The sequence below is a fragment of the Pseudomonas sp. GW821-FHT02H06 genome (assembly GCF_059421525.1).
In genome coordinates, this window is sequence record NZ_JBWKVD010000002.1 from 109,009 (window position 1) to 127,461 (window position 18,453).

Here is an 18,453-nt window from a genome sequence, read left to right on the forward strand (position 1 = left end):
CCGTGAGCTATAAAGCTACATTTCATTGGCTCGCTCGGCGCATTATGTTCAAACTTGACGTTAACCGAATCGGAGCAATTAGAGCATGTATTATATATAATCCAGCTTAAACCATCGCTCAGCACAGCCGAGGCCTTTGAAAAATCGGAGGTATACGATCCACTTTTTTGTAAGTTACTCGTGGGAGTTTTGAACTGGTTGAGGTCGACACAAAGCGCTCAGCGGCGCGGCAGATTGCTCTGATATTTCCAGCAAGCAGTCCTCTAGGAAGTTTAGCACCCAGAGGCTCCTTGAGCATGCCTTAGCGAAGCTGAATTGAGTTTACGGCATACATCTAAATCCGCGAAGCTCCTTGATTTTTCCTAACCTATTACCAGTGAGGAAATATCGTTCGATGATGGTTGCGAGCGTGCCGATGACGAAGATTCAAAGCTGTCGTATCCCTCCATCTTAGCCCAGCAATCTATCCAAAGGAGGCAGAGTTCGTATAGAAACTCCGCATCCTTCTCGATGAAAGCCACAACAGTATGAGATGCGGGGTTGCGAACACAGTCAACCAGTTTTTGCTGTAAGGGCTTAATTTTATTTTCATCCGTAAATACTTCGCATCTCAGTTGAGCGGTATATTTCAAGATTGCGGGGATAATTACAAGCAAGGCCGTGAGGGCAAGCTTAGAACCGTTCTGTGGCATTCTGAAGGGGCCTGCCTGTGCAAAAAAAGCGTCATATGGAGCATTAGGATATTTATTTTCGAATCGGAGAAAGTTGACTTGGCAGAAGCCGCTGCTTAGCGCTTGAAGTATCGCCTCCGGAATGTTTACTAGATGAAGTATTTTTTGGGAGGGTGAGTCTAGTTTCGTCGTCAACATGACATAGTCACCTAGAATGCCTAAGGTTAATCGCCGCATTTCGGTATCTGAGGACGACAATGTAAGGGCGTCTAGTTGTAGCCTGTTAAGCGCACTCAGGGCACGAGTGGTAACGGCCTGAGCCATGGCTTGACAATTACTAACCCATTCATCAACAGATTTAGGTAACTCATTGCCAGTATTTGATATGCGCTTCGTGATTTGGATCACCGTGTGCCAATCTATACCCAGTAGACCGACGCCAGGTTTTGGCTGCATAGTGGCTCTGAGCAGTACTACTTCTTTGAATAATACTAGCCTCGCGTCGGAATCCCCTACACTGCTTATTATTGTAGCGGCGGATTCGAATTGGTTATTGGCTAGCTCGTCCAAGCATAAGCCATAAACCTTCCATGTTGGCTGGTCACCACGCAGGATCTTGCGCGCGATTACCTGCGAGCTACATATTAGGCTTCCCTGAAGCGTTTTCTTTACGAGAAAGGGATGCAGCGGGTTGCTTAGAATGTAGGATGACTCTTGAGGGAGAAGCTTTCCAACTGCAAGCTTAGCGATGAGTGACCGATCGGATTCCCCGTTTCCGATAAAGGACTTCGCTAAAAAATTCTCGATAGTATGCTCTGTTCTGTTTAGGCATGCATCAATAATCAAGCTTTCAGAGAGATGGCTACATTCTGCTAATGATTTATAGATCGCATCAGGCCCGCCCCCTTTTGGATACAAAGCATATGATTTTGCGGCGGAGATGCCTCTGCTCAATGCATATGCTACAAACTCATCCCTGCTGAGCGGGGTCATGACTATCTCGTCATGGTTATCTCCATAAACCGAGTTCAGAAAAGGGACACCCGGCTGCATCAGGCGCCGGATCATCGAGTAAGTGAGTGGTGAGAACGACAAGGTCGTGAGCTGTCCAGAATTCTCAAGAGTTCGCATACCTGAAAGCACCGAAGTCATTCCCGGGTCATTTATCAGTGCGAAAGCGTGGAATCTCTCGATGAGAACGATAGGGTAATAACCTGCACTCAGCACCGCCTCGACAACGGTCTGGATGATATCCGTTGGATAATCGTCAGGATCAGTTTCTATTTCCAATTTATATGGTCGGCTAAACCGCTTTGCAAACGTCCTCGCGAAATGGTCGCACGAAACCATACTGTCACTTGTTAGCGTTACACAAATTGGCGTAAAAGTTTGGAACGGTTCGGGAGCAATGAAGTTATCTTCCGTCCATCTGCGAATTAGTTGAGATGCTGCAGTTTCATCGCAACCTTGTGGAATCAGTACTAGTATTGATCGTCCAGGTTTCGCATGCCAGGTTAGTCCTGCTCTTTCAGCAAACCAGTTGCAGTTCGTCCTCATTGTGCAGCTCCTTGCAATCGGGCGTTATACTCCTGCCAGTACTTTTTAGCTCGGAAGCCTTCGCCAAAAAGAGGAACAAGAAAACGTACTGTGGTCGGGGATTCCATTCGAAGTATTTTAAGGTCTACCAGAGACCGCAACCTTCTGTTCCATGAGAGACGCTCATCAAGAGCCGCGAGCGCATGGTCAACTACGAAAGGAACAGTGGCATCCTCCGCAACTAGGGAGCTTGCGCCAGCAATTCTATAGAGTAGCATCCATAGTAAGTCTCTTTCTCGCGGGCTCTCTAAAGAAAGGATGCTATCAATCGGCTCCAGAATCTCATAAGCTTTGAACGGCAATTCGTTTCTACTGTCGCCAATTAGCGCCGCAATCGCGAGCCTTACATCGCGCTTCGTAGCAGAACCTACTCTGACCAAGTGCGCAACAGTCGCGCCCACTTGCCACAAAAACTGCGGCATTCCGGCGCACAAAGCAAAAGCGTATTCGATCGCAGATGGGTCAAATTGAATAAATACTGAAACACGTTTGGGAGCAATGAGAGCCGCTGCCTCCTTTGCGTCTTTGAGTCCAATTAATTCAATGGATTGGCTGCTTCCAAAGAATGCATTTTTATATTCTCTCGCAAAGACATTAATATGGTTACTTCCGGATAGGAGTATCCCGATCGACCCGGTCGTTTGAGATACTTCTCTGAGGCTTTGCAACAATTGCTCGAGTTCAAGCTTTTTCTCCCCTCCAGCCTGATAAGGAGCTACCAAGGCCTCTGCTTCGTCTATCAGGAGGACAAATCTTTCTAAGGGTGCACCGATCCACTCCACCAACTTGGCGCAAAGCGCGATCAATGAGTCTGACAAGCTTTCTTCGTCGTAACACTCTTGAATGGAGGCTCGAGCTAGCTTCCAATCACCATCAAAACGCTGCCTGATTCTGCTACAAAGAGCGTAATTCTGATCGGTTACAGATAAGTTAGGCCGGACTAGCCCATGTGAAATCGCACGAAATAACGTCGCAGATACTGGCCGCTGATGTGCAACGAACTCAACGCGACGCTCGGCTAGCGATAGGTAGAATGTGATCGCGGTTGAATTTCCTGGTTGCCTTAGACGATTGTGGAAGGCGAACAGCAGTGATGTCTTACCGATTCTCCTCATGCCTGTTAATAGTACTGGACTTGGTCTCCTGGCGGAAATAAGTACTTGATTTAAAAGCTCCAATTCATCATGTCGACCTATAAAGGTTTCCTCAATTGCAGGGGTGTTGGTTACTCCCGGATAAAGGTCTAGTAAAGTATCCGTGGATAATCGTGCGCCTCCGTAAGCTTTAGGGTCAACTGAACGAACCCTGAAAATTATGTCTTCTGAAAATAGATCGCCAGTAAGTGTTTTGGCTCTAATTCTGATCCGCACCCCGTCTTTGTGTTTGCCTTTAATAAACCAGCTGTTTCCGAAATTTATTCTTAGCGTAAAGTCCGCTGCGAAATAAGTAGGGCGGTTGGAAAGTTCACATCTTAGTGAGCCGTCTTCGAAATAAACTTCATCACCATCAAACAGACTAGCCTCTAACTTAGTGGGAACTAGACCGTTCGGAGTGACGATTATTGGAAGTTCGAAAACCGTATGCTTTTTAGAGTCGTGAAGGCATAGATCCCCATCGTAATCAACAGCTAAGTTCGGTTTTACAGCGTGCGCCGCCGTTGGCAGCTCTTTCACAAAATTTCTAAAAGGGACACTTTTAGCAGCGCTGACGATTTGATCCGCTACAGACTGAGCAACAGGTATCAAATCCGGACGGACGGAAGCTACCGCTCTGAGCTCAAACAGCTGCGATAGGCGTGTTGATATTGCAGAATCGTGCCGTGATGCCAATCGGCATATCGGTTCAGAGCCGCCATGATCGTACATGAAGCTTAAAACAGGCGTTCTAAGAACATGCGGATCATTGAGGTTCGTTGCGGCGTCCCATAATTTTTCTGCTACGGCAACGCCTAGGTTTCCAGATATTAGGGTCTCCAACACCCTTTCAGTCCTATATGGGACTGAACCTAGCAACATCTTCCGGAAAGCCGACGATCGTCCTAGTATTTCTGCCCACCCACCGTTCGGGTTCGGAATCGTAGGCATCTCTTCGCCACTATCCGCAGCAATGGCTCCGCTCAGCACAAGGAAAGCCAATGCTAAACGTTGAGACTCGGATAGCTGGGCTGCCAGCTCGTGAGTACCAGATAGCCAGGATGCGGCGGCTTGCAGATTGTCTACAACCGCCCCAGTTGGTCTCAGCGAAGGGTCAGCAAATGTTGAGAACACTTCCCTGAGCTCTTTATCGTCCGGCTTGGATGGACTATGTGTACATAAAGCAAGGGCCTCATTCCATTTTTCAAGCCTCACCAAGTCACTGAGTTGCGCACTTACTTGCAGCTCAAAAGCAGGGCCCTGCTGAGCTTGAGACATGTCATGGCTTTTGCTTTCGATGTGCCCATCCATAGTGCTATCCAGCGCCTGGATGAAATGGTTAGGAAGCTCTCCCGTATCTTTCAGTTGTAATGCGCAATCCGCAGGGCTGACAGCGTTGACAATAGTCGCTGACACCTCAAATATCCGATCCATCGCCGATGCCAAGTCTGATGGCTCATCTAGCTGGTGCATGGAAAGAGCACGCTCCACTATAAATCCGATGAACCACTCAAAAATAATATACGTTGCTTGTTTTTCCTTTGGGATCATAAGGGGTGCATTTTTTGCCCATAAAGCTAACCGGTCTGATGGCTCATGTGCAAAGTCTGAAAAATCTAGGGACGTCTTTGGGTCTAACCACCTTTCGGGGCTTTCATTCTCGTCTTTAAATCCGGCAATAAGGTCTTTTAGATGCGGGGGAAGATACTCTACGAACTCAAAAGACTTCTCTACAGTTACAAGATGAGCACGCTTTGATGAGTTTGCTACTAGGATGTTTTTCCAGTGCGCTTCGAGATCACTTGGGTTAAGAGTGGAACTAGTATGGCCTCCTTCCAGTTGTAGAAGCCTGGCTTTGATATTCGCATTGCGGTCATTTATGCCAGTCGTATCAACCTTCGTCGCTACTATATCGGACAGGACTAGTTCAAGCAGATCTAATGTGTCAGAAGCTAAATCAACCTCAAGATTTTCAAGTGCCTTACTAAAAACTATAAATTCGTCTGTCTCTTCAACTCTAGAGTGTTCGAATTGTTTTTTTAGGGAGTTGGCTCTGTCACTTAGGCTTGTTCGGATGGGGGTAGTTACATCCTGTATGAACTCCTCGACTGCAGAATCATTTCTTTCTTTGCCGAAGGCAATTGCTGCTGAAAGCTGCCCATTGTTGAAGAGGTGCTGTGCTATCTCTAGGTTAGAGGGTTTGTAGCCCCGTGATCGCCAATATATACATGATGCAGCAATGTCCCGAAAATAAATCGGGGTCGAGTGGTAGAATTCAGGAATATCAATATGTTGAGAGGCGAAATCAGTTTCGGCAACTGTCCACGTCGCCTCGAGCAAATTTCCTCTAACAACAGTCGGGTATCGGAGCGACACATCCCTACTAGGTCTTTCTAAAATTTCTGCGATTTGACCTTCCAACCACTCGATAGACCCTACCTCGGTAGAGGTTCTGAGTTGGCGATGCAACCTTTTCAATTTGGCCGATAGGCTTTTAAGTCGTACATCAGGCCTGTGCTGAGATTCCGACAAACAGTCCCTAAGCAAAATTTCCATCTGCATAATGTAACGCGCTAGTTGCTCCTTATGTCTTGTCTCTACCTTGTAATCAGCTTCAGCGTTTAACTCGGATATAACTTCTGCGGCCAGCTCGCCGTTCTCTATAGATGAAAGAAAGGAGTTGATGTTTGGCTTGTTGAGCTCGTTAGTCTTCAATGCGCGTGTATCTAATGCATCTCGCGCTTTTTCTCTGAGCTTTCGGTAATTGCCATGCATCGTTGAAGGCGTCTTAGAAAAGGAAAGCAACGCATTATACGCCTCGCCGTCATTTGGCGTTTGCTTTAGCAGTCTTGAAATATCTTGAGAAGATCCAAGTATCGCCGCGTTGGTTCGTAACAGTTCTGCAAGGTCGTATACAGTGCGGCCTATAACCTCAAGCCGCATCAGCGTGGAAGTGAGGTCTAGAATTTGTGATATTGGCTCGAAAAGCATAATCGTACGCAGTCTTTCAACAGCCACGACTCGTATTAGGACTAAGTTCGCTGACTGGCTTACAGTTTCTGGGTCGACGAAGCTCAGTAATACTCGCCTGCTTTTAACGCTCGCGTTTAGGAGAGTGTCTAGCAAGTTTCGCGGTACACCGGCGCCTTTATCGATCGCCGCTCTGAGAATTATTGCCTCCCCTATGCCCCATGGATGCTCAGGTGTGCGATCTATAAGTGCGGCGAGGTTTTCAGGGGGCAGCGTATTGAGCTGCTCTGAGATGCAAGCCCTGCCGTTATTTTCCGCATATGTGGAGAATTGTTGGCGGTATACACTGCTCGCTGAATCACTGAGCTTGTCACGTTGGCAGCTTGCTACAAGTTTCTCAAGGGTCGCTATCGAAATTTCCCCCTCTACACCTTGTTGCCAGGTGTAAAGTTGATAAAATGAGGGCTTCAATTCAGTTAGGGCGTAACTGAGCTTGCTAATTTCCAGCGTCGTAGAAATTAACTGACCATCGGATTCTAGCTCTTTGATTGCAGGCTGTCCGTCAAACTTTATTGTAGTGCTGATTTCTTTCCAAAAAGCTGATTCCTGCTGCCTTAATATGTTTTTGGCGTTGATTAAATCCTTGTGGGCTCCCCTAGCGTTTTGCATAGATGATATGGCGGAAGCCCATTTTTCATCGTTCAAACCCATCAAGCTTTCAGCTTTTTCGCCGTACCAATTGATTGCTGCCTCTGTCGCTTCTTCGAGGTGTATCCTTGCGTTACCGAGAGTTTCGATACACGCGAGAACAGCAGGTTCAACCTCTAGAATTTGGTAATTTCCAGGATCACCGGAACTCAAAATAGGTACTGTGCTACATTCTTGTGCTGGGTTGTCATACCCAGCCTCGATAAATTCACTGTTCTTGATGAGCGAGGAAATTTCTGTTGGTGATGCTGTTAACATACTCCTAAGCTGCGCGCAGCCTAACTCGATCGCTGCAGCCACGAGATCTGTCTGATTTCTTAAGTCACTCAGCACCGAAGCATAAATTAAAATAAGCCTTGCGAACTCGATGCTGTTCGGTGTGAAGGGACAGTCACCTTTTTTCATACCATCTTTTAGAAGATCTGCAGTTAGGTATCTTTCGGAATCAAGCTTTTTTTTGGGTTGTGCAACTGCCTGAAACCAATTGAACAAATCTTCCATATCTGGATCATAGCAATAGCCTTGCGCAAGCAGTTCGCCAAAAGATCTTTTAGGTTCTAGCAAATTGTTCTTTGTGGAAGGTCTGCCGAATCTTCTAGTGGACTGTGCGAGGACAAAAGTTAGTTCTCGAGCTTTGCTGCGGCATTGACTTATGGAAGCGAACTGGTTGGCTAGTGATTTTAATTGATGGCAACTAGTCTCGGATTTCCTTGAAGATTGCGGTGCATGTTTCTTAATGTGTAATCTAAGGCCTGCCCGAATTGTTGCCAAAGGGCAGTTGAATGCCTTAGGCCATATATTGAATACTTCATGGTCAAGATGTTCGGCGTTGAAAATTGTTTCAGGTATTAGACCGTCGCCACGGAAGGGCCACAAATCATAGTTATAATCTCCCGGTTTCGTTACATTGTTTTCGGAATCCAACTGTGCTGCCTGAGACATAGTTAACTTTCCATAGTTTTTTGTTAAAGTTTTTTTTTTTTTTTTTTTTTGGCTCAGTATTTTTCGGCGCTTCTGTTGTATAATGTAACTGTAAAACGCACTTACATTCCACCTTTTTTCTACGGGTATCTAAGATTATTCGGAAATTAGTCTGTTAGACACGTAAAACGGCGATCCGATAGGGTTTGCCTATGGAGGCTTTTAGGGAATGTTTCTCATAACCACGCTGTGACTTCAGTCGGCTGCCGGGGGAGTGGCCTAAAGGCTCTTAGCACCGCTTATAGTACAAAAGCAATACTAAATCGGGACAGCTACCGGTGGTTCTGACGCGCTGCGTGCTCTCTAAGAGCACTGAATCACCGAGTTCTGGATGTTACATGTCCCACTTTGTGCGTCTGCTGCATTTATCGTACACAGTATTGCGTTGACCTTAGGCTTGAATTTCAGGGGGGGGCTGGGCATTGCAATTCGTGGTATTGCCGCGCATGCACGACGGGCCACCTTGGCACTGCCTTGCAACTGGCTAGACACGTGGCTACAGGATCGCTGCACCGCTAAATGTCAAGGCTAGGCGGTTTGATAACATGCTTCTGATGATCCGCTCTCACGCGTCTCGCGAGTTAGATATTGTGCCTATACAGGTGTCAGGGAGTATCACTGCGCTGGCTCGGCACGGGGCGTGTCTCAGTTTCAGCCCACCACCAGAGTGGTGTCGCGCACGGCGTAGGGTGAGGAGCTCGTTCCCCAGGCCCATACCATGCTCGAAGCCGAGCAGGTGCATCGGGGGCGTCGCAGCCGACCTCGAGTCGGGTGACAGGGATATTGCGGGTGAGGGCGCCCAGCCCGCTCGGATAGTCCGTTGTTTAGCCATGCTGCCGCAGTTGTTACAGCATTGTCCCTATCTGCGGGTGGCACTGAAACTTTCCGACAGCGTGGTAGATCTCGTGGGCCTCGGCTTTTGCATGGCGCTGCAAGTCGCGCCCCCGGGAAGATTCCCTAATTCATTGCACGGTGTGTCGCTACCAATCCCACGTACTCTGTGCGTCTTCGCACTTTCTGCAGGAGCATAGCAAACCCTCTATGCTGGACGAGGTTGAGCTGCACCAGCGCGTCGTTCTCCTGGCCGTCCATTGTTAACGGCGAAATCGCCCGGCAACGGGTAAGGACGGTTGATAATCACCAGCGTACGCAGAATGCGCGATGCTGCAATTGACGGACTGGGCATTGCTATACTGGCATACTGTGATGTCTTACCGCAGTTGCGAGACCGTTTCCTTGTGGACATCAACTAAGCTGATGGGCGCAGAGAACAGATGTGCGTGTGGGCAGCCACTCCGAACCGCCAGTATGTTCTCGCTATGGTTAAGGTTCTCTTTCACATGCTCAAAGCTCAAATTACTGTACTCCTACGGAGAACTTCATCTAAATCTTGATTGGCAGCTTTTCGCCGAAAGGGGCAACGTGTTTGTGAAACCAGCCTGATCGAGTTCCTCGGTTAGTATAAAAACTTTAGTCTAGGAGCCAAGGCAGCCTTGGCACACCTTGGCCATAAACGTCAAATGGAATGAATTCCTTGAGCGTGTATTTATAGGCATAGATGCCAATGGCTGAACCCGCCCAAGAGCAGGTTCTTGCAAGTGAGCAACTATTTTTTTGGCGGTTTGCTTGGCTTCAGATCTGGGTTATTCCGCAGAGTGTCTTTGTTATCGCGACGCCGTTGATCGACTTTGCCGGTCGATTCGGAGATGGGCTTGGGGCCTGGTTTCAGTGGCATGGGAATATTCCTTGATGTGGAAAATTGAGGGTGGATGAAGCAGACGATTTGTTGCTTCAGCTGGATCTTCCAACACGCATAAGACGGCTTTGGATAACTGCATTCTTACAGCTAGCTCGTTGGTCAGGCATACGTCAATCCTCCACATAGCTTGCTTAGATATCCACGACCGCTGGCGGAGGTGTTGGCACACCATGTAGTGGTAAATACTTCGCTTAGGCACAACATATAGCTTTAAGATTCTTTCTGCAAGGCCCAAACGGGAGAATGTGAGACTACTGTTCGTCGGCAAGATCATATTTTTTCCCACCCCCCCCACTTGAAAATTTTTAAACGAGACGGAGTTCTTATATTTGAGAGCAAAAGAAAAGCAGTGGTAGTCCTGACACCTCCATACAGCAGGATGCCGGCGGTTTGGCTTGTGCTTTTCAGGCTTTTGCCTTGCTTGTGATCTTGCTCCTCCTGTGCTGGATTGAACACCTGCCGCGGCGGCATAGCAGTGCAGGGCAGGGGGATCGGCGTTCGGCGGCGAAGCCGACGCTTGCTCCTTGACTTCAAACAACAATCTCAAAAAACAAAAAATTTCCATCGCCTAGCAAAGCACTGAATCGGGTCAGTGCGCCTAAAATTTGAGGAGATGGAAATTGGATTATCGTTTGGAGTTGGAGATTTGGAGAGGGGTGCAACGAAGCCTGACGAAGGATGGATTTGTCGTGCTGCTTTCTCAGGCTATTCGCACCTATAGGCGGCCTCCAGGATACTTCCCGCTTGATCGGCTTCATGCTGGAGATGTCGACGAGGGAGGCGTAGAGGCGCTTAGCATCGCCTTGGGTGGTAGCGAGACCCCAACCGGAATAGCTACGGATGGTTATGTCTCGCTGCGGGCGCCTCTAAGAGCGCGTCTTTACCGAGCCCTGCAGGGTTACGTCCTCAAGCACCTGGTGGCGTCGGACGCGGTTGTCGATAATTGTCTCGCCGGCGATTTGGGGCTTTGAATGAAGGGGCTACCCTAGCGTGTTTGGCAACTGATGGCCGGCGCCATGACCGAAGGTGGTTCACACTGCCCTCGGGAAAGTATTCAGCCGAAGGTGGGGGATAGGCCCGAGCTTTTGCAGCTCGAACGCATAATAGTGTTCACGATCCAGCTCCATTTTCGTTCCGGCAGCACGTCCCGCCAGAACAGGCTTTGCTTTACGGTCTGGCTATCAGCGCCGCCTTTTACACTCCCTGCCTGTATCGACACGCGATCTGGATAATTGCCAGCCCAAGGAGTTCTTCCAGGTTTCACATTGGAAGATCGCTTTTTTGAGACCCAAGGCAAGCTGTACATCCTGGCAGGGCGAGGAAGCCGCAAGTGTGCAAGCAAACCGACTGTCTCCCGCAAAGGTCGGCCATTGCCATTGGCGGCAAGTGGCGACCTCAGGTTTTCCATAGGTGAAATTCGGTCGGCAAATGGCTGCTTATAACTGCCATATCAAACTCTTGCTTTGCTGCCGATGGCTAACCTAGTGGACGGTAGTGCTCGCAAAAGTGGTGTCACCGTGCAGCCGGCGCATGCTAAAGCATTTTGCAAACTCAACAGCACCTTTGAAATTCAGCTGAGATGACGCGTACGATTTTATGAGCAGCGAGCGGGGCAAAGCCCAATCCCATTTTTCCTTAATGAGATTTTCCACTCCTTCCAACAATGACTCTATGTCGTCCGGATCTAGCTCAGCGATCTTGGCGAGCGCGTCAGCGACATTCTTTTGTGAGCCGCCGACCGACAACGCAAGGCCTGAGCTCTCGCAAGCCAGTCCTACATGGTTGAACATGAGTACTAGAGCGTCGTTAGTTTGATCGCCGCGCCAGGTGAGTAAATGAGTTTTCGAGTCAGAGCCATAGGTGAATTCATTTACCAGCCCGAGTGATCTGAACGATTTACGGGCTTCGCTCAGCAACCCCTGTGCTTTGCTATCGATGAAGGGGCAGGGCGTCGTTTCGGTCAGTACCGCGCGCATTTCCTCGCGGACATGATCGTGCACCATTGCACCTAGCCCGTCGAATTGGGGTGGCTGACCGCCTCGGGCGGCAGTGACGACAATCACCTTTTTTTCGATATCGACATCCAGTACCCGCCAACGCCGGCCACCAAAGATGATTCGCTGGCCCTTCATCAGAGGCCGGCTAACGGGTATCGAACCAAGCGGTTTGCCCTCTCGTACCAGCCTGAACTCTTCGTCGCTGGTGAAAGCACTGTAGAACTCGTAATGGTTGATGAGTCGTTCGCCGATCTCTCCTGGAAGCAACAAACCTGAGCTGTCTTGCACGATCAGTTTCTTCTCGCCGAGACCTTTCAGCAGAGAGAAGAAGTCTGTCTTGGAAATGCTTTTGAATGTCCCGCTTTCTACCAGTCCACCCCATAACTGAGCAGCGCTGGCGCCTCCTTGCTGTGCGATCACTGACAGAATCTGTTGCACCAGAGTCGATGCGTGCAAACCCTCAGCCCTGGGTGGTTCGAACCAGTTGCCAATCAGTAGCCTGATCATCGCGATGGTTTGGACGAGGTTCTGGCGGAGCAGGTCTGACAGTAATGATTGGTCAGTCAGCTCGCGTTCCTGACAGTACGCCCGGAGAGTGGCAGGTTCGTCGTTGCGGCGGCCAGACCTGCCTAGTCGTTGGCGCAGGCTCGCAACTGATGGAGGCGAACCTATCTGGACAACTGTCTTGATGTTGCCGATGTCTATTCCAAGCTCCAGGGTAGTGGTGCACACGGCCGTTGCCGGCGGTGTACCTGCTTTGAGCGCACGCTCCGTGTCTTCTCGAAGGTCTTTCGAAAGGCTGCCGTGATGAGGCAGGAATTCGTTGGGCATACCGCTGATTTCGCAGAGGCGACGTAGGCGGTCTGCGTACCACTCCACCTCCTGCCGACTGTTCGGGAAAACCAAATTGTTACTGCCGCGCAGCACCTTGTACATGTGTGCGCCGATGGCATGCCTGGAGCCGGACTCGTCTTCCTCCTCTTCTTCAGGGGTCTGATCAGGGTCGGCATTCGGTACTTCGACAGCACGCAACTTTTGCATCGGCGGCATCATATAGCCGCGCACTTGCACCTGGAGGTTCTGGCCAGATGATTTCGATTCAATCACCTGCACCCGCTCTGGATGCCCGGGCCTGAGAAACTCGCTCGCCAGCGACATATCTCCCAGCGTGGCGGACAAGCCGACTCTCGGCAGGGTTTTTCCGGCTACAAGCTCGACTCGCTGCATCAATGACTGGAGCTGCTTGCCACGCTCGCTGCCAATGAAGGCATGCAGCTCGTCGACCACGATGTAACGCAGGTTCTGAAACAGCCCCATCAGGCTTGAACCCCTGTTGACGAACAGCGCCTCAAGCGACTCTGGGGTGATCAGCAAGACGCCCTTAGGAGACTTGAGAAACTTGTGTTTTTTGCTGGCAGACACATCGCCGTGCCATGCGATGACGGGAAGATCCAACTGCTCACAGAGTCGACTCAGCCTGTCCCATTGATCGTTGATGAGTGCCTTTAGTGGGCTAATATAGAGGACGGCCCCAGCAGGGTCTTGGTGCTCCATCAGGTTAGTGAGGATGGGCAGGAATGCGGCCTCAGTTTTCCCGGCAGCTGTTGAAGCGGCGATAATCACATCCCGATCAGCATCGACCAGCGCGGAAATTGCCCATTCCTGTGCATCCCTTAACGCTGTCCATCCTTGGGCCCAGACCCACTGTTGAACGTCGGGGTGCAGGCGCTCGAAAGACGAGGATTCAGAGTTTGAAGGTTGTGAGCTCATCGTCCGCCTCAACGCTTAAATCCTGCTTGCCGCCATCATCCTGGGCAACCTGAACGGCCCCTACCAAGGCACGCCAGTCCGCTCCAGGGTTCTGCTCCAGCACCGCGAGCAGGTTGATGAAGGCTGTGATGGTTGTGCGTGGAGTGCGGAAGTAGGCCTCACCCAACCGTTGGTTGCAGTGCGCCATGAACGCAGGGATTGCCTCGTCAGGCATGAGGTATTTGCCCGGTTCACCGTAGGCATAAACGTTGCGCAGCTTTTGAAGCAGTACGTAGAAGTCTTCTGGAGTCAGGCTGCTCAGGCGGATTACCGGCCCCGACAGGTCGATCAATCCAGATTTGGCAAAGGTGTTTTCAGCAAGCCGCGATTGTAAGGCGGGGTAGCTGTAAAGCCCGCGACGCGTATCCATCAAAAACTCAGGTGTACCGCCGAGGACGAACCCAAGCCCCTCGGTCGAGCCTTGTAGGGAGTCATTCAGAATCCGCAAGATCTGCTCGTAGTTGGCGTTGCGTGCCTGAGTGTTCGCGAGCTTGTATAGATTTACGAGCTCGTCCAGGCAAATCATGAGACCGCCAAACCCCGCCAGGCGGACAAACCGGGACAGCAACTTCAACTGATCGTAGACCGATGCGTCATCAATGATGGTTCGGACACCGAGCGCCGCACGTGCATCAGTCTTGGTAGTGAACTCGCCTCGCAGCCACCGTATGGCATCCGCCTTGAGCTGCTCGTTGCCTTGTTCAAACCCTTGGCAATACTTGGCAATGACGTCAGCAAAATCATAGCCGTTCACCATCTCAGTGAGATCGGCGAGGAACTCTCTAACAACGACTTCGCTCTCGACGCCCCGAGTTTTTGCTTCCGATTTTGCCTGAGAAATAAATTTTTCAACGATACCCTGCAGCGCACCACCGTCCGGTTTTGTGCGGGTGGACATGTTTTTAGCAAGCTCTGCATACAGGGAGCGCGCTTGCCCTCCGGACGCGTGAAGCCGGCGGTCGGGGTTCAAATCGGCGTGCATCGTGACCAACTTGCGCTCCATCGCAATGCCCCGGACAAGGTTGAGGAAGAAGGTTTTCCCGGCCCCATATTCGCCTACAACGATCCTGAAGGCGGAGCCTCCGTCAACGAGTCGATCTATATTTTTCAGAAGAGCGTCCAGCTCACCCGCTCGACCCACCTGAATAAGATGCTGACCCGCACGAGGGACTACACCGGCTCGCAATGACTGGATGACCGCATCGCGATCCTTTGGGCGTATCGTGCTCATAGGGTTAATTCTTCCAGGATATCCGGGTTGATCTCGATGGGGTCATCCCCCTCAGAGACTGGCATGTCGAACCGCTCAAACGCCATGTCGTTGATTTGCTCAAGAGCGCCATCCAGCATGAGCTCCATATCAGTGGCCACATCTTCCAGCTCTTGGCGGTTCCATTCGCGACGTGACACGATCATTCGCAGAAACGCTGAGTGCTCTGTGTCGAGCCCATGTACGGTCGCTGCATGGTCAGTGGGCTGATCATTGATGCTGTCCACGATGGCAGGCGGTTCTGGAAATTCATCACTGAATACTTCGGCCAGCAACGCTGACACCACTGCCGTTTCGCGCTGGAGCTGCGCAATTTTATCCATGTCCAGATTGAAGCTTTGGGTCGCGGCAGAATTGCCTGGCATCTCACCGGTCTGGTCGGAACTAGGCAAGGCACCAAATCTGGGCGGCGTGGAGATATTTTGAGGAGGGGTGATGGCTGCGCCGTGTAAGTCCCCGTAAAGCAACTGGGGATCCAGCTCCAGAGTTTTATAGACGCGTTCCAGCAGCCGGACTTCCTGCGGCGAAACGCTTCCGTCAGCTTGAGCGAGATGAGCGAGAAACCTGGCCATGGCACGTTTGGCATCGGCGTTCAGAGGGCTTAGCTTCTTCTTCAGGCTCGCCAGGGTAGGTGGCTGCAGAATCTGGATCTGCAAGTGGGCTTTGAGCCGTTTGAGATGGCCTGCGCCGAGATGAGTCCAGGAGTCGATATGCCGCCCGAGCTGAGCCATCTCCTCACTCGACGTCACCCTGTCTGCAGCCGCGACCGCACTTGCTAAATCCAGCGTAACCACTGCGGCCTGGTAGGCCGAGGTTGTCCGTAGACTCGCGTCTTCGTCACCTGCCGCGAACAATACGATCGTGTCCAGATTCTTGGGAGCACGGCTGCCGGACAGTACGTCCGGCTCAAAGCCGAAATTCAAGGATTCGAATGCTCTCGCTAAGGCCACGATTGTTCCGCGCGGTAGAGCTCCTGCAGATCCAAAGCGTGCTGCAAGATCCTCGAAGGTCATGACCAGATGCTCCTCGCCGACCTGCCGTTGCAGGTCAGCGATCACATCCTTTGCTGCTGCCGGCCAAAGGGCAACGGGGAGCTGCAAAATACCTTCAAGATCTGAGGCTCCTTCAGGATTGCGACCCAGGTATCTGCTGTATGGGCCGAGGATTATCGTGCACTCATCCACCACCGATTGCAGCTTGTTGCGTGTTGCCGAGGTAACCGAAACATCCGGTATATCGCCCAGTGCCATGTCGGGAACAATCAAGCGAGAAGAGGCGGAGCGGTAGTGAGTTTTGAGCATGGTCTTGTTTTGGTTAAGCACAAGCCCATTTGGATAACAGGTGGAGTACCGCGTCATGAATAGCTGCTCAAACTGATCCACACATCTACTCACTGAGGTGCGTCGGCTGATGTTCGGGTCTGTTTGTACCCACGCCAACGCCCACGCCGCATTTAAGGGATGCTTGTCCAAAGCCATCTGCCCTAATGCCAACCGCAGCGACATCGGCATTTCAAGGCCACCCGACTCGATACGAGGCGGTGCGTTCAAGTACGTCTGAGGTTCCACATTGATGAGCTGAATGTGGTTCAGCAGGTTGGAAGCGTAGTTTCGAAACGACGCGTTCTCACCATAAAGCGCTACTAGCCGCTTGACCTCTTGAACGATGGCCGGCAGCTCAGAGTGGGCTACATCATCTGTAATCGAGTCAACGACCGCCCGACGCTCAAGGCCATAGAAGAAAATGAAGACGTAGCCGATATCCACATTGGGCGTACTTCGCCCTTCGGACAGCCACTGTAGGTAGCCACGTCTTGCTGCAGGGGAGATGCCGCTGTAACTGGGCCAGTAGCCGGCGATCTTTTCGGTTAGATCCACATGCACAGCCTGTACAGGCAGCAGGGCGTCAATCAGCGAGGGCTCAAGGTTTAAAGTGCGGTCTGAATTTTCAGCGAAATAAACCATGCCACCGTGGATAATCTGGCCTCTGACAGAGAGGGTTTCATCCTTTCCGATCCATCGCGCATTGGTAACGATCTCCTTGGGCTTGGGGATCGAGAACTGCCGCTCAGATGTGCTCACCCTGACCACATGGAAATCCGAGCGAGCACCTTCGGTGTTGCCCACTTCAAGACCGGTTTCTGATTTTGGTTCGTAATTCGACAAGGTTTTAGTTTGACCTTTTGAGTCGGCGAGGATCGTCTTCGTCGGGCGAGGAGGGTCATTTGGTGAAGATCTAAAAGACTTTTTGACTAGCCATATGAAGCCGGCGATCCCCGCCAAAAGCGCTACCACGAGCCGCATCCGAGGTGGGACAGCTATGATGACCACGACCAATATGAAGATCCAGGTCGCGATGGTCGCCATGTCTGGGGTAGTTTTTTGCTTCCTTGCCATTAAGTGCTTCCATCAAGATGGGCTGGCTTGGTGGCAGTATCTGCATTTTATCACCGGACGCCAATCACCGCGCTTGATGTCCAGCTGACGTCCCGACCAACGCGACATCACGCTCCATTAATTGTGTTGTGGCGGCGAGTTTCAAAGCCTTGAGCTCTGCCTTAAGGCCGTCGTTCATGGCTATCAAGGTATGCGCATCAGCTTTCAACCTTCGGATGTCAGACCAGGCCTCCTGAAGCTCGTCCAACAGCATCAGACACTGGTGCTGGTAGCTTTCGAGTTCGGTGGGCATTCCACGGTCTAGCGCGGTTGTGGGTATGGATTGAGTGGAGTGAGTCATAGGATTGCCGTCAGGAGTACGTATGTTCTCCAGCTAGAGTAGCTCCAGACACTGTATGGATCAACAGTTCTGTAGCGCATTCACTGCCGCCTAGAATGACGCCATCGTATCGCCCTAGAGTCCCGCCCATGCCTGCCTCGTTGACTCGTCCCACCCATGCACCCTATCTGGCGCCTGATGAAACCGTAGTGTTGTTCGACGGGGTCTGTAAGCTTTGCAAAAGCTCGATACGATGAGGGGTATCCGCGATAGTCATGAATCCTGCGCCGATCCAGCAATCGGATAGAGCGAGCGACTGGACAATTTCGAGCAAGCGCCAACGAACAGGGTCGACCGCCGGTATTGCTTGAATTCATGATGCGTCGTCCACGCGTTACTCTCTTGTAATCGTTTCTGAGCGGAATGCGCGCCGCTCTGCCGCGCGCTCTCACACTACATACTTAGAGTCAGGGTGCGCTTACCTTAGCTCAATAGATCAGTCCGACCTGAGGGTATTTGCCCTGGCTTTCGTAGGTCTAGAGCGCCGATCAGCCCCAATACCCGAGCGACCCGATCTTCGACAGACATGTCCCCCTCCAGTCTTAAGATTGGACACGTTCGATTGGAAAGCCAAGTCTGATGTCTGAACAGGTTGCGCCCCGTAGCGCTTCCATCGTAATAGTCAGCTGCCCAAGCTAGGAACTCTGGATTTGCGCGACCGAAACGTTCCACCTCCCTACGTTCCAATCTTGCCAAGCGCAGATCGGCGGGGTGATACAGGAAGACGATCAAGTCGAACATGTCCTCAAGTTGCGGCCCCCAGTCCATAACAGAGCCGGCGACC

The 18,453-nt window shown here is 51.0% G+C and carries 7 protein-coding genes and 1 pseudogene; 2 read left to right on the forward strand and 6 right to left on the reverse strand.

What is annotated here, in order from left to right:
* Window positions 1-362: 362 nt before the first annotated feature.
* Window positions 363-2,228, reverse strand: coding sequence for a hypothetical protein (locus tag AC07VF_RS03565; protein WP_495008089.1), 1,866 nt, complete (start codon window positions 2,226-2,228; stop codon window positions 363-365).
* Complete coding sequence (locus AC07VF_RS03570) at window positions 2,225-8,020, reverse strand: AAA family ATPase (RefSeq protein ID WP_495008090.1); 5,796 nt, start codon at window positions 8,018-8,020, stop codon at window positions 2,225-2,227. The genes AC07VF_RS03565 and AC07VF_RS03570 overlap by 4 nt, the downstream gene beginning before the upstream one ends.
* Before the next feature lie 1,603 nt (window positions 8,021-9,623).
* On the opposite strand from AC07VF_RS03570, the gene AC07VF_RS03575 reads away from it, so the two are divergent.
* Window positions 9,624-9,809, forward strand: coding sequence for a hypothetical protein (locus tag AC07VF_RS03575; protein ID WP_495008091.1), 186 nt, complete (start codon window positions 9,624-9,626; stop codon window positions 9,807-9,809).
* 1,490 nt (window positions 9,810-11,299) lie between these two features.
* Here the strand turns inward: AC07VF_RS03575 and AC07VF_RS03580 are convergent.
* The 4 genes from AC07VF_RS03580 to AC07VF_RS03595 form a co-directional block, all read right to left on the reverse strand.
* A complete protein-coding gene (locus AC07VF_RS03580; protein ID WP_495008092.1) occupies window positions 11,300-13,585 on the reverse strand; it encodes a DEAD/DEAH box helicase in 2,286 nt (761 codons plus the stop codon).
* Entirely contained in the window at window positions 13,560-14,855 is a 1,296-nt protein-coding gene (locus AC07VF_RS03585) for an ATP-binding protein (protein ID WP_495008093.1), read from the reverse strand. Before AC07VF_RS03585 ends, AC07VF_RS03580 begins: the two co-directional genes overlap by 26 nt.
* On the reverse strand, window positions 14,852-17,290 hold the full coding sequence (locus tag AC07VF_RS03590; protein WP_495008094.1) for a tellurite resistance TerB family protein: 2,439 nt from the start codon (window positions 17,288-17,290) through the stop codon (window positions 14,852-14,854). The genes AC07VF_RS03585 and AC07VF_RS03590 overlap by 4 nt, the downstream gene beginning before the upstream one ends.
* Before the next feature lie 64 nt (window positions 17,291-17,354).
* Window positions 17,355-17,582 (reverse strand): hypothetical protein, encoded by a 228-nt coding sequence (locus tag AC07VF_RS03595; RefSeq protein WP_495008095.1) that lies wholly within the window; start codon window positions 17,580-17,582, stop codon window positions 17,355-17,357.
* 176 nt (window positions 17,583-17,758) lie between these two features.
* Between AC07VF_RS03595 and AC07VF_RS03600 the strand changes: the two are divergent.
* A pseudogene (locus AC07VF_RS03600) lies at window positions 17,759-17,863 on the forward strand (thiol-disulfide oxidoreductase); the annotation flags it as partial.
* Window positions 17,864-18,453 lie beyond the last annotated feature (590 nt).

Coding starts and splice junctions, on each gene's coding strand:
- AC07VF_RS03575 (WP_495008091.1), top strand. CDS start 9,624: ATGGCTGAACCCGCCCAAGAGCAGGTTCTTGCAAGTGAGCAACTATTT.
- AC07VF_RS03565 (WP_495008089.1), bottom strand. CDS start 2,228: ATGAGGACGAACTGCAACTGGTTTGCTGAAAGAGCAGGACTAACCTGG.
- AC07VF_RS03585 (WP_495008093.1), bottom strand. CDS start 14,855: ATGAGCACGATACGCCCAAAGGATCGCGATGCGGTCATCCAGTCATTG.
- AC07VF_RS03570 (WP_495008090.1), bottom strand. CDS start 8,020: ATGTCTCAGGCAGCACAGTTGGATTCCGAAAACAATGTAACGAAACCG.
- AC07VF_RS03595 (WP_495008095.1), bottom strand. CDS start 17,582: ATGCCCACCGAACTCGAAAGCTACCAGCACCAGTGTCTGATGCTGTTG.
- AC07VF_RS03590 (WP_495008094.1), bottom strand. CDS start 17,290: ATGGCAAGGAAGCAAAAAACTACCCCAGACATGGCGACCATCGCGACC.
- AC07VF_RS03580 (WP_495008092.1), bottom strand. CDS start 13,585: ATGAGCTCACAACCTTCAAACTCTGAATCCTCGTCTTTCGAGCGCCTG.